This is a genomic window from Dinoroseobacter sp. S375, from assembly GCF_049800775.1.
Classification (GTDB): Bacteria; Pseudomonadota; Alphaproteobacteria; order Rhodobacterales; family Rhodobacteraceae; genus Dinoroseobacter.
Map to the genome: position 1 here is coordinate 32,936 of NZ_JBNAFR010000017.1, position 12,807 is coordinate 45,742.

Below are 12,807 nucleotides of genomic sequence, written 5' to 3' on the forward strand. Positions count from 1 at the left end.
TTTACGCGTCCTTCGCGGCCATCGATTTCAACCAGCGAATGAACCGGTCCGCCAGATCGGGCGAGGACGATTGCGTCCGGTAGTAGAAGCCGGGCCCCTTCAGCGCGATATCAAACGGCTGCACCAGAAGGCCCGCGTCCCGCTCGGGCTTGGCGAACCGATTGGCGAGCACGACGCCCAGCCCATCCGCCGCGGCTTTGATCCGAACGTTGGAATCGGTCATGCACAGGCTCTGGATGGTTTCGGGCTCAGCCACCCCGGCCAGGGCCAACCAGTCCGACCAGGGATCCAGATGGGGGGCCAGCTTCAACAGCGGGTATTTGAGCACATCCTCGGGCCGGTTCAGGGTCGCGGCGATCTCGGGCGTGCAATGGACGGTCATGTCCGTGGGAAACAGCAATTGCGCGGCCTGTTGCGCAGCCGCGTTCTTGCTCCAGTAGATGACCACATCACTGTCTTCGGCGCCCTTGCGCATGTCGTGGTCGAGATGGATGCCGACATTCGGATTCCGCGCCGACCAACTGGACAAACGGGGCGACAGCCAGCGCAGCGCGAGATAGCTGCTGAGGGTGACCGAAATCGTGCGTTTTGCGCCGATGCCAAGCTTGTCGACCCCCTCCTGCAGCTGTTTCAGCGCCGCCGCGACCACAGGCAGGAACTCTTCCCCGTCCTTGGTCAGTGCAATGCGGCGGGTCAGCCGTTGGAACAACAGCACACCGAGATCGCTTTCAAGTTTTGCAATCCGGTAGCTGACCGTTGGCTGGCTGAGGTTCAGCTCATCCGCCGCGAGGTTGAAACTTCCCAGGCGTCCGGCAGCCTCGAAAGCCCGCAAATTATTGATCGAAGGAACGTGCCCACCCATGCCGTTTTATAGATTTAATTCCTTGATCCATCAAGCCGCGTTTTGACTTTGATCGCTGTGCTGGCCCGTGAAACCTTGAGCCATCGCAACTGAGACAGACAACGAAAAGGAGGCCTGGACATGTCATCTGCCACTCCAGAGTCAGGGCTGGCTTTCGGCCGGGATCAGGTGATCTCGAAGAAAGAGCTCAAGCAATACATGAAACGATCCGACCTGCCGGGTCTGATCAACTTCTTCGGCCATATGGGTGTGATGATCTTCACGGGGTTTCTCGTCTATCAGACCCTCGGAACATGGTGGGTCGTGCCCACCATGGCGATGCATGCGGCAGTGCTCGCGTTCCTCTTTGCCCCGTGCCATGAATGCAGCCACGGCACGCCGTTCCGGACCCGCTGGCTGAACGAGGCAGTCTACTGGGTGGTGTGCCTGATCTACATGGTGCCGCCGACCTTCTTTCGCTACTACCACGCGACCCACCACACCTATACGCAGATCCGCGGCAAGGATCCGGACATGCTGCCCGAGCGGATGACGGTCGTGGATTACATAGTCTATGTGTCCGCCTATGCGTTCTGGAAACGCGGCCTGATCTGGATGTTCAAGCACCCGTTCGGCAAGATCGCGGAATCCCAGAAATACTTCATCCCCGCGAGCGAAGTGCCCCGTGCCACCCGCGAAGCCCGGATCATTCTGGCCATCTATTTCGCCGTGTTTGTCGCCTCGATCTACTTCCAGAGCCTGCTGGCCCTGTGGCTGTGGATCGTACCGCGCCTGGTGGGGGAACCGCTGATGCGCTGGATCCGCTTGTCGGAGCATGGCGAATGCGAGGAAGGCCCGGATCTGCGGACCAATACCCGCACCACCAAAACCTCGCGGCTGGTCTACTTCCTGTTCTGGAACATGCCCTATCACGCCGAGCACCATCTCTGCCCGATGGTCCCCTTCCACGCGCTGGGGCGGATGCATGAGGCGGTGAAAGACAAGCTGCACCCGGTGGGCGAAAGCTATCCCAAGGTGCATGGCGAAATCCTCGAGAAGATCTCGAACAAGCAGGGCGTCACCTGGGAACACCCCCAGACCTCGTCCTAGGGGCCGCCCCCGCACCAGCCGGCGACCCCGTCGGCTGGTGCGCGCGCGCCCGCAGCAACCTTCCATAAAAAAACAAGGGTCACAGAATGTCGGAATGGATCCAGGCGTGTCACACGTCGGAGATTGATGAAGAGGACCTGATCCGCTGGGATCACGGCGACAAAACTTACGCGATCTACAACACCCCAAAGGGGTTTTTCTGCACCGACGGGATGTGCACCCATGAAGCGCAGCATCTCGAAGAGGGGCTGGTGATCGACGATGTGATCGAGTGCCCGCTCCATCAGGGGCGTTTCAACCTGATCACCGGCAAGGCGCTCTCGGCACCGGTCTGCGAAGATCTGGCGACCTATGAGGTCGATGTGCGCGATGGCGTGGTCTTTGTCCGTGTCTGAGGCGCAAGCTGTCACCCACCGGACCGCCCGGCGGGTGCGGATCTGCGCCGATGACTGATCCCTTCGATCTGACGGGCAAAGTCGCCGTGGTGACCGGGGCGTCCTCGGGCCTCGGTCGCCAGGGCGCACTGGCCCTGGCGCGACGGGGGGCCAAGGTGCTGGCGGTGGCCCGGCGGGCCGAGCCCCTGCGCAGCCTCGAGGGGGAGCGTATCCGCGCCGTCCCCGGGGATGTGGCGGATCGAGCCGGACTCGACGCGCTGGTCTCGCGGCTCACGGCGCCCTTTGGCGCGCCGGACATCGTCGTTCACGCGGCGGGGCTGAACTTGCGCCAGATCGCCGATGACGTCACCGATGAGGGGTGGGACCAGACCCTCGCGGTGAACCTCACAGCGCCCTTCGCGCTGTCCCAGCGTCTGGTGCCCGCCATGAAGGCGCGCGGCTGGGGGCGGATCGTGAACTACGCCTCGGCCCAAAGCACAAGGGCCTTCCCCGGGGGCATCGCCTATGGCGCGAGCAAGGGGGGCATCGTCCAGCTCACGCGCGCCATGGCCGAAGCCTGGTCCCGTTACGGCATTAACGCGAACGCGCTCGGACCGGGCTTTTTCGAGACGGAACTGACCGAGGCGGTCTTCGCCGACCCGGACCGGGCCGCCCGGAATGCCGCCCAGACCTGCATCGGACGGAATGGGCGGGACGGCGATCTCGACGGGCCGTTGGTGTTTCTGTGCGCGCCGGCGTCGAACTTCGTCACCGGGCAGCTGCTGATGGCCGATGGAGGCTTTACCGCGAAATGACGGCGCCTGCCTCCCGGGGCGCTACATGGTGGGGGGAGACCAAGACGACAGCTCCCCCCAAAATTCAAATCCAGTCCACGTCGTTGACGCCCCATGTCCGCCGAGCCGTCCAAGCCTTCTCCGTTCAGCGGAGTGTTTGGCTCCTGAGCGCAGGCAATCCAGGACTTGTGTCCTTCGATCGCGTCATCCGTGCGTGCAGACACCGCAAGCTTTCCCAAAAACCCGGGCACCGGATGAACCTGCCCTCCTTGCAAGGCTGGGCATTCGACCGTTTGGGGTCGTTGCCGACCCCGGAGCAAGTGCAGCACAGGTCCCTCAGCCTGAGCTCTTCATCGCAAGGAACGACCCGGAGCTGACGGTGTCAGATGAGCATCGTCACCGGCGTGTGGTCCGTCAAAGGCGGGACACGCTGCGGTCGCATCCTGCGGAGTGCGGCGCTGTGCGCGCGCCAGGGCGGGCGTTTCGCCCCTCCGATGACGGCAGTGTCCGTGTCGGGCGGGTGTCTCGCCAGGTTTCGGCTGTCCGACCGGATGATTTGTCCGTGCCGACCCATCCGGACGCATGAACCCGTCAGATCAACCTAGTGCAGCGCAGCGGGCCACGTGGCCCGTCCTGTTTTTGACCCCGACGAGGATAGACACCATGTCCCTATTCGACCCTGACGCCCTGAACTCCGGTCCTGCAGAGGCCTTGCAGGAGTTTGCAGACAGCAACCCGGCACCTGCGGTGCTGCTTGAAATCGCGCGCGGCGGTTTATCGGTGCAGAACGCTGCCGGAACCACGGCGCTGGATGGAGACACAGCCGCCAGCACCGACAACACGTTCGAGGTTGGGTCGCAGACCAAGATGATGACCTCCGTGATCGTGCAACAACTGGTCGGTGAAGGTGCGATCGATTTCGACGCGCCCCTGGCCGAGCAGATGGACCTCACCGGCCTCGAAGACATCCCCAACATCAACGATGTCACCGTGCGCGAATTGCTGGAAAACCGGTCCGGTATCCCCGATTTCAATGCGATCCCGGGGCAGGCGGGTTTGCCGGCCTTCATCGAACAGCTGCTGGACGATCCCACGCAACCCTTTGGGCCCGACAACATGTTGGCGCTTGTGTCAGATCAGCCCGCCGACTTTGCGCCAGGGGACTCCTATGGCTACTCAAACACGAACTACCTGCTGCTGCAGAAGCTGATCGAACAAACGACGGGCGACAGTTTTGCGGACGTGATGTCCGAGCGCGTCTTCTCGGTCGCGGGCATGGATGACAGCTCCATGAGATCCGACGGCCAAACCGACGGTATGCTGCGATCCTATGCGGAGCTGTTCCCCGGAGAGGTTTTGGACGTCACGGATGTCCCCATCAATTTTGGCGCGGCTGGCGGGGCGGTCTCGACCACGTCGGACATGATCCGGTTCATGGACGCGTTGCTTGTCTCGCGCACGCTGCTGCCGCCCGAGCTACTGGAAGAAATGCTGGACTTCCGTGCCGCGGATGGCACCCCAAGTCTGGACGGGGAGAGCCTTGGCCTGTCGTCGGGCACCGCGTATGGGCAACAGTTCATCGGGTTCGCGGGGGGGACGCTGGGGACAAACACCGCAACGTTCCTGCATGTCGAGTCTGGCACCATCTACTCCATCGCGGCGACCCATTCGAATGCGGAACCGACGGAGCTGCTGGTTGCGGCCTTCGCCGAAATCTTCAACGACGAGAGCTGGGCCAATTTCGACCCGTCCGATGAGAGCTTTACGATCGCGGGCACGGCGGCCGAGATTTCGTTGACGGAGGATGAAGATGCGCCGGGCGGGCCGGTCACTGTGTTTGAACTGGGCAATGCCAGCCTGACATTCGAAGGTGGCCTGGGGGATCTCGACACAGGTCGCTTCACCTTTTCGGACGGGTCGACCTTGTCCATCGGCACCGATGGTCAGGACCTCATCGATGTGCTTCGTCACGCTCCGGATGCAGCCCATGGCGACAATCAACTGATCGGCGGCGAGGGCAATGACCTGCTGCGGGGGGGCTATGGCAACGACAAGATCGACGGTGGCGAGGGGCGCGACGTCATCCGAGGACGCGACGGCGATGACAGCATTTCCGGTGGCGCCGGAGATGACTTCCTGCGCGGAGAAGTTGGCAATGACAGGATCGATGGCGGCGACGGAAGCGACCTTGTCCGTGGCGGTCAGGGCGACGACATGCTGTCCGGTGGACATGGCGATGACAGAATCCGTGGAGGCGACGGTGACGACGTCATCGACGGCGGCACAGGGCGCGATTTCATGTGGGGCGGCGAGGGCGCGGACAATTTTGTCTTCCGCGAAGATTCCGGTCAGGACCGCATCTTTGGCTTCAACACAGAGGAGGATCAGCTCGATTTCTCCGAAACCGGCTTGCGTTTCGAAGATCTGGAGATCAAGTCCCACGGGAATTACGCGCATATCAGCTACGGCGACTCGGACCTGACCGTCTTTGGAACCGGCGGAGAGGTGTTGACGGAAGACTGCTTCATCTTCTGACCGCGCGACCGAAACCAAGGGGCGCATATGCGAGTATGCGCCCACCATTAACTGCGGGTTTCGCATGGATCCCACATATCTGAATTTCGATGTCGAAACCCTGCGTCTGGCGACCGGGACCGGGTTGCTGGTGCTGTGTGCGTTTTGCGGACATCTGCTGCTATTGCCGGACAAGCATCGGCAGGTTCGCCTGCCGCTGGCGCTGTTCTTTTGGGCCAATGCGATTGAGTTGTTGAGCCTGCCTGCCAGTGCCCTGCGCGGGGCTGCAGACCCGACATTCCTGCACATCGCCCTTGAGTTGATCGAGATCCCCCTGACCATGGTCCAGCCCGTGCTGCTCTGGCTGTTCGTCATTCGGTTGACCGATGATCCGACGCGGGAACCCACGCGGCTGCGCTTGGTCTGGCACAGCCTTCCCGTCGGATTTGCCTGTGTCGTGTCTATCTACATCCTGCTCTTGCCCCGCGCCTTGCAGGATGGGCTCCAGCCGGGTGCAGAGCACATGGTCGTCTGGCAGACACTGGCGCTGATCGGGCTCTATCTTTCGACAGTGCTTTTCTACGGATTGCTCCCGATCTACGCCATCCTGATCCTCAGGCGGCTGAAACAGTATCGACGCCGCCTGAAGGACTTCTTTGCCAGTACCGAGGCACGGGAAATGGCTTGGGTCTGGTGGCTTGCAGCCGCCGTATTGGTGTTCTGGGGCTTCAACCTGATCTCGATTGTTGCGTCCCTGTTCGACCTGGAGGAGCCGGGCGCAGATAGTTTTGGCTCGCTCCTCCCGGCGATCGCGGTCAATTACATCCTGATCTGGAGCATTGCCCTTTGGGGGATGCGGCAAAGTCCCGGGATAACGCTGCCGCCCCCGCAAGATATTGCAAAGGTCGAGCCCGCGCTGCCGGTGCGAAAATACGGCAAATCCAACTTGGATGACGTCCGTCTCGACAGGATTGCCGGCAAGATCGAAGCGCTGATGGCAGAGCAGAAACTCTATCTCGAACCGGATCTGTCCTTGTGGGATCTGGCCGGGCGGATCGGTGTGACGACCCATTACGCATCCCAGGCCCTGAACGAGAAACTCGGTGAGCGGTTCTTCGACTATGTGAACCGCTGGCGGGTTCGCGCGGCTGCAAACCAGCTCCGTACGAGCAAGGCGACCATCCTGACCATCGCCTACGAGGTCGGGTTCAACTCGCGATCCTCGTTCTACACGGCGTTCAAACGAGAGTTTGGGGTCACGCCTTCGCAGTATCGCAAGAGTGGAAACACAGACAGCGTGATCCAAACGCCGGACCCCACTGTGGATGCCCGTCAGCAAGGCGTCCCGGTTCAGAGCGTCTCTTGAACCGGTCTTCAATCTCGCGGGCGCTTCTGACCTTCCGCCCCCTCAGGGCCGGTTTGATCCGGGGCTTTCCGGTCGGGTTTGAGCGCTGGCGCGAGGGCCATGGATGGCCGGGATCTTGGGCGGATCGCGGTGGCTAGACCTCGCCCAATTCCGTGTTGAACTCGTCAATCCGGCGCAGTCGGGTGCGGGCGTCAAGCCCGGCTCTCAGCGTCGCGCGCGTGACGATCTGATGGCACAGGGAGGTGACGGAGGCGTGGTTGAACTGGGGGCTTGAGGTTTCGATCCGGCAGCGGAAATGCCATTTCATGCGGTGGTTCGGTTCGGTGCCATCATCCGTGATCAAGGCGGTCGGAATGCCCAACCGATCCAGTTGCAGGAGCGCGGCGTCCGTGTTGCCCATCTTTTGGCGAAGGGCGATCCAGATCACGACGTCGTCCGGTTGCATGGCGGCAAAATGCTCGCCCAGGCTTTCCCCGGCCTGCGGGATCAGGGCGGCTTCGGGAACCACTTTGATCAATTGCCAATAGACATAGGACGCAAAGCTGTGGCTGATCCGGTATCCGGCGACCCAGACCTTGCGCGACGTCGCGATGGCTGTCGCCAGTGCATCGAGCTCGGCCATATCGATGCGCTCGAACGTCCGGGACACATTCTCCAACTCTTCCTCCAGACTGGTGGCGAGCTGTTCTTCGGGGGGGACATGTTCCGAATGCGCAAGGAAATACCGCGATCCGCGCTGGCTTTCCGCGCGGGCCGCGCGGCGGGCACTTTCGTAGTTCTCGAAGCCCAACCGCCGGACAAAGCGCGACACCGTTGACTTGGAGACGCCGCTCAGCCGCGCCAGCTCCTGCGCGTCGTAGGAGGCAAGATCCCCCGGAAACTCGAGAAGAAAGGTCCCCAGGGTCCGCTCTGCGCGGTTCAACTCCGGCAGCGCGGCTTTGATTCTGCTCAGGAAGGACGCATCTTCGTGAAACTCAAATTTCATTCCGAGAGAATGCGTCGTCGCATGATTTCAGGCAAGCCCGAACCACTTGATTCGAGGGACGGGTGCGCGGGGAGGGCTTATTTTCAGTGGCAGCGATGAGTGAAGATCCACCATTAGTGCGGGAAATCCGCCCGAAAAACAGGCGATGATTGAAGGCGGGCGGCTTTCAGGTAAGAAACTGTGGTTTCTTTTTACGTCGATCCCGGGATCGGATGGTACCGTGGTTTCATATCCAACTCGGGAGAATACTGATGAAACGTAGAACCCTCCTTGCCGTCACAGCGGCGTCGATCGCCGCCCTCGCGACCCCGACACTCGCCGAAACAAGCTGGCCCGAACGGCCGGTTCGGATCCTCGTGTCCTTCCCGCCCGGTGGATCGAGCGATCTGGTGGCCCGGCTTCTGTCCGAAAAACTGTCGGACGCGCTGGGACAGCAATTCGTTGTCGAGAACAAACCCGGCGCCGCCGGAACGGTTGCGGCGACTGCGCTGCAGACGGCGGAACCCGACGGGCACACCTTCATGTTGTCGAATCTCACGCCGTTCAATGTGGCACCAATCCGCTTTCCCGACACGCCCTATGATCCCATCGCGGATTTTGATCACATCACCTATATCGGCACGGTCAATCTCGCGCTGTTCGTGTCGCCCGAGCTGAACATCGACACGCTCGAAGCGATGATCGATGCCGCGCAGGCCGAGCCGGAAAAATATGAATATGGCAGCTCGGGCGTTGGGTCCTGGGGCCATGTCATGGCGGAACATTTCCAGAATGTGACCGACACAGAGCTCTTCCATGTCCCTTACAAAGGGTCAGGCCCGATGCGGCTCGACTTCCGGAGCGGCGTCGTGCCGGCCATTTTCGACGCCGTGCCGCAAAACCTGCCTTCGGTTCAGGAAGGAACCGCCGTGGCGCTCGCCGTCAGTGCAACCGAGCGTTTGTCCTCGCTGCCAGACGTCCCGACATTTAGCGAGTTGGGCTATGACGTCGTCGCCGAGAACTGGCTCGGTGTCAGCGCACCGGCCGGTGTGCCGGACGAGATCAAGGCGAAACTCGATACCGCGCTCGTAGAGGCCATGGCCTCCGAAGATGTGGTTGCGCAATTCGACAGCTGGGGTCTGGTGCGCGCACCGAAGGAGAGCGCGGAGTTCTCGGATTACGTGGCCAGCCAGCTTGAGCAATGGACGCCGCTTGTGCAATCGGCGCTCAAATAACCCATGAAGATCGCTGTCTTTTTCGTCGGAGAGGTCGAGGACGCTGGCTTCAATGCCAGCGCTCTGGCCGGAGCTCAGGCGGCGTCGGCCGAGGGCCTTGCAGATATCAGCATCGTCTCTGGCGTCAGCTATGACCAGCCCGAGATCCGAAACAGGATGGCGGCCATTCTGCCAGACCATGACGGGCTGGTCTTTATCGGGGGGCAGGGCAATCTGGCCACGCCGGAACTGGCCAGGGCCTGTCCCGACAAGCGGTTTGCCATCGTTCAAGGCAACCAGACCGGGCCGAACCTGGCATCCTATGACGTGCGGCAGGAAGACTCGGCCTTTCTCGCGGGCTGCCTCGCCGCGCGCCTGACGCAAAGCGGCACCGTCGCCCATCTGTCCGGGCACCGTGTGCCGCCCGGGCTGAAAGGGCGCGCCGCCTTTGCGGCCGGTGTGGCGCATGCCGATCCGTCCGTGGGCGTGCTGACCGGGTTCTGTGGCACTCAGGACGATGGTGACGTGACCTATCGATGGGCCTCGGCACAGATCGCTGCGGGTGCCGACATCCTGTTTACAATGCTGAACGGCGCGCGCGGCGGTGCGATCCGCGCATGTCGCGAAAACGGCACCCGGCAAATCGGAAACGCCTTGGATTGGGTTGCGCGCGACCCGGCTGTGTTCGTCGCGTCAGCCATCGCGAGGATAGATACCGGGGTGCGTCATGCCATTCGGGACATGGTGGGCGGCCAGGTTCCGGACCATGTTGTCGAGTTCGGTTTGGCAGAGGGGGATTTCATAAGCCTGTCCCTCGGTCGGGAGGTTCCGCAGGCGATCTCTGACGAAATCGAGGATTTCGCCGAGGGCATTCGCACGGGCCGGATTGCCGTACCCAAAGAGTATACTGGCGACGAGTTCAATCCGGATGAGGTGCCATGCGACGCGACACAGTGATGTCTCTGATCGGACCGCTCATCATGCTGGCGGCGGGCCTGACATTTACCATAGGGGCCGTGGCCACGCTAGATCTCGGCTCCTTCCGGCGCATGGGGCCCGGGGCATTCCCGATGCTTGTGGGCGGCATTCTGGTGGCCCTCGCCATCATCAGCATTTTTCAGGACCTGCGCGCACCGGTCGAGACAGAGCGCGCCGATCCTATCGCCGTTCTGGGCGTGTTCGCCGGGGTAGGGGCCTTTGCGTTTCTGACCCCGCTCTTCGGGGTGCTGCCCGCCACCGCGATCGCCGTCTTCGCCACGGGATCAGCCATTCCGGGCTTTCGCTGGCTGCCGCGGCTGGCGCTGGCGCTGGGAGTGGCGGTCGGGGTCTGGCTGATCTTTGTGCAAGGGCTTGGCATGCCCTTCGTCGCGGTTCGGTGGCCCTGATATGGACCTTCTGGCAAATATCGCGCTTGGGCTCGAAACGGCTGCCACGCCGACAAACCTGTTTTACTGCTTTGTCGGTGTCTTGCTCGGAACCTTTATCGGGGTCCTGCCCGGTGTCGGGCCCTTGGCCGCCGTTGCCATGCTGCTGCCCGTCTCCTTCTACCTGGAGCCGTCGACGGCCTTGGTGATGCTGGCGGGCGTCTACTATGGGGCGGAGTATGGCGGGTCCATCGCCTCGATCCTGTTGAATATTCCCGGAACGCCGTCTTCCTCGGTCACGTGCATCGACGGCTATCCGATGGCACGTCAGGGGCGCGCGGGCCTCGCGCTTTTCGCGACATCCGTGGCGTCCTTCTTCGGGGCGATCGTGGGTGTCATCGTCATCGTGTTGCTTGCGCCCAGGCTGGCAGAGTTCGCCCTTTTGTTCCAACCCGCCGAGTATTTTTCCGTCATGGTGCTTGGCCTGATCGCAGCCTCCATCGTCAGCTCCACAGGGGCGCTCCGGGGTCTGATGATGGTGTGTCTGGGCGTCCTTCTGGGGACAATTGGCGTTGACGTGAATTCCGGCGAGACCCGGTTCACGGGCGGCATCCCCGAGTTGCGCGACGGCGTCTCGCTGGTCGTGGTTGCCATGGGGCTCTTTGGTGTGTCCGAAGTGATGGTCTCGCTGCGCGGCGCGACCCAAAGCTATGCCGGCGCGAAACTTTCGTGGCGGGGGTTCTTCCCGACGCGCGCCGAATGGCTGCGCAGTGTCTTTCCCGCCTTGCGCGGCTCGGCCACCGGGTCGTTCTTTGGCACCCTCCCGGGGACGGGGCAAACCGTGGCAAGTTTCGTCGGCTATGCCCTGGAGAAGCGGATCAACAAGAACAAGGCAGAGTTCGGAAACGGCGCGATCGAAGGCGTGGTCGTGCCAGAGGCCGCCAACAACGCCGCCGCGCAGACCGCGTTCATCCCGACGCTGACACTGGGTATCCCCGGGTCTACCACGATGGCGTTGATGATTGGCGCCCTGATGATCCATGGCATCACCCCGGGGCCGCGTCTGATTTCGGACCATCCGGATCTGTTTTGGGGGCTGATTGTGAGTTTCCTGTTTGGAAACATGTTCCTGCTGATCCTGAACATCCCCCTGATCGGCCTTTGGGTCCGGCTTCTGCGCGTGCCCCATTACTACCTTTATCCGACGGTCATCATGATGATCTGCGTCGGTGTCTACGGCATCTCGAACTCGCTGAAGGATGTCTGGGCGACACTCGCATTCGGCGTGATCGGCTACGTCCTGCGACTTTTCAGGTTCGAACCCGCCCCCATGCTGATCGGGTTCGTCCTCGGACCTATGATGGAAGAGTTCTTTCGGCGCGCGATGCTGTTGTCCCGCGGGGACCCGATGGTCTTCCTCGAACGGCCTGGCAGCGCGGTGCTCCTGGCTATTGGCGCCTTGCTGCTCTTGTTCTCAACGATATCGCCAAGACGTCTGTTTGGGGCGGTCTTTCGAAGAAGGTCGTAATCCGCTGCTCCAATTGGACTCTCGCGCTATTGCGATCAGTCCAAGGAGCGAGCCTTTAAAACATTTCCCGTAGGCGCGCCGTATAGTAATCGATGGCGTCCTGCATGATTTTTTCGGCGTCATCCGGGTCGCGGGCTGACATCGCGGCGATGGTGGAATCCATTTCCGACAGCAGCGCGTTTGCGAGTTCGGAATGTGAATCCGGATCGTGCAAACCTTGCCAGACCCGAACGGAAACGTTGAATAGTTGTTCGGTAAGCTCGGCCAGTATCCGGTTACCGCAAGCCTCTCCGAGCACGCCACGAAAGCGACGGGTCACACTGTTGAGTTCGGACTGCGAGCCTGACGCGACGAGACCTGCACACTCCTCGCGCAACTCTTTCATGTCGGCAATCTGCTGGGCCGTGACGCGTTTCGCCGCCTCCCGGCCTAGTTGTCCGTCAAGCACGTAGCGAACCTTGTACGCTTCCTTGACCAGAGCGATCTCAATCGGCGCAACCAGTGCGCCCGCGCGAGGGATAATCGTCACAAGACGCTCCCACTCCAACCGGGCAAGACTTTCGCGCACCGGTGTCCTGCTGACGCCGAACTCCTCTGCGAGATCCTTTTCCTTCAGGATCGCGCCTGTGCTGTAACTCCCGTTCAGGATTTTTTCGCGCAACTTGTTGTGTATAGTGTCTGACACGGGAACAGCCTCTCTGAGAGCCATTAGCATATCAGTGATGTGCTGGGGGTCGC

General features: G+C 61.8%; 12 protein-coding genes. 9 read left to right on the forward strand and 3 right to left on the reverse strand.

Annotated features, from left to right (window positions below; all coding sequences use genetic code 11):
* Window position 1: 1 nt before the first annotated feature.
* Window positions 2-862, reverse strand: a complete 861-nt coding sequence (locus ACP150_RS21510; RefSeq protein WP_424968780.1) for a LysR family transcriptional regulator — start codon at window positions 860-862, stop codon at window positions 2-4.
* A gap of 120 nt (window positions 863-982) precedes the next feature.
* On the opposite strand from ACP150_RS21510, the gene ACP150_RS21515 reads away from it, so the two are divergent.
* The 5 genes from ACP150_RS21515 to ACP150_RS21535 all read left to right on the forward strand — a co-directional run bounded on the left by ACP150_RS21515 (window position 983) and on the right by ACP150_RS21535 (window position 6,999).
* The gene (locus tag ACP150_RS21515) at window positions 983-1,951 is read left to right on the forward strand and encodes a fatty acid desaturase (RefSeq protein WP_424968781.1); all 969 of its coding nucleotides are present in this window, start codon (window positions 983-985) and stop codon (window positions 1,949-1,951) included.
* 86 nt (window positions 1,952-2,037) lie between these two features.
* Window positions 2,038-2,346, forward strand: coding sequence for a Rieske 2Fe-2S domain-containing protein (locus ACP150_RS21520; protein WP_424968782.1), 309 nt, complete (start codon window positions 2,038-2,040; stop codon window positions 2,344-2,346).
* Window positions 2,347-2,396: 50 nt separating this feature from the next.
* Window positions 2,397-3,140, forward strand: a complete 744-nt coding sequence (locus tag ACP150_RS21525; protein WP_424968783.1) for an SDR family NAD(P)-dependent oxidoreductase — start codon at window positions 2,397-2,399, stop codon at window positions 3,138-3,140.
* 642 nt (window positions 3,141-3,782) lie between these two features.
* Complete coding sequence (locus ACP150_RS21530; protein WP_424968784.1) at window positions 3,783-5,654, forward strand: serine hydrolase; 1,872 nt, start codon at window positions 3,783-3,785, stop codon at window positions 5,652-5,654.
* A gap of 64 nt (window positions 5,655-5,718) precedes the next feature.
* Complete coding sequence (locus tag ACP150_RS21535) at window positions 5,719-6,999, forward strand: helix-turn-helix transcriptional regulator (RefSeq protein WP_424968785.1); 1,281 nt, start codon at window positions 5,719-5,721, stop codon at window positions 6,997-6,999.
* 133 nt (window positions 7,000-7,132) lie between these two features.
* On the opposite strand, the gene ACP150_RS21540 is transcribed toward ACP150_RS21535, so the two are convergent.
* Window positions 7,133-7,984: a MurR/RpiR family transcriptional regulator gene (locus ACP150_RS21540; RefSeq protein ID WP_424968786.1), complete on the reverse strand. Its 852-nt coding sequence runs from the start codon at window positions 7,982-7,984 to the stop codon at window positions 7,133-7,135.
* Window positions 7,985-8,235: 251 nt separating this feature from the next.
* On the opposite strand from ACP150_RS21540, the gene ACP150_RS21545 reads away from it, so the two are divergent.
* From ACP150_RS21545 to ACP150_RS21560, 4 genes are read left to right on the forward strand one after another with little or no spacing between them, the layout of a single operon-like run.
* Window positions 8,236-9,198, forward strand: a complete 963-nt coding sequence (locus ACP150_RS21545; RefSeq protein WP_424968787.1) for a Bug family tripartite tricarboxylate transporter substrate binding protein — start codon at window positions 8,236-8,238, stop codon at window positions 9,196-9,198.
* 3 nt (window positions 9,199-9,201) lie between these two features.
* Window positions 9,202-10,134 carry a BMP family ABC transporter substrate-binding protein gene (locus ACP150_RS21550; protein WP_424968788.1) on the forward strand — a complete coding sequence of 311 codons (933 nt, stop codon included), beginning with the start codon at window positions 9,202-9,204 and terminating at the stop codon, window positions 10,132-10,134.
* On the forward strand, window positions 10,116-10,562 hold the full coding sequence (locus ACP150_RS21555; RefSeq protein ID WP_424968789.1) for a tripartite tricarboxylate transporter TctB family protein: 447 nt from the start codon (window positions 10,116-10,118) through the stop codon (window positions 10,560-10,562). Before ACP150_RS21550 ends, ACP150_RS21555 begins: the two co-directional genes overlap by 19 nt.
* Window position 10,563: 1 nt before the next feature.
* A complete protein-coding gene (locus ACP150_RS21560) occupies window positions 10,564-12,069 on the forward strand; it encodes a tripartite tricarboxylate transporter permease (RefSeq protein WP_424968790.1) in 1,506 nt (501 codons plus the stop codon).
* 55 nt (window positions 12,070-12,124) lie between these two features.
* Here the strand turns inward: ACP150_RS21560 and ACP150_RS21565 are convergent, their stop codons facing one another.
* On the reverse strand, window positions 12,125-12,754 hold the full coding sequence (locus ACP150_RS21565) for a GntR family transcriptional regulator (RefSeq protein ID WP_424968791.1): 630 nt from the start codon (window positions 12,752-12,754) through the stop codon (window positions 12,125-12,127).
* Between the last annotated feature and the right edge of the window lie 53 nt (window positions 12,755-12,807).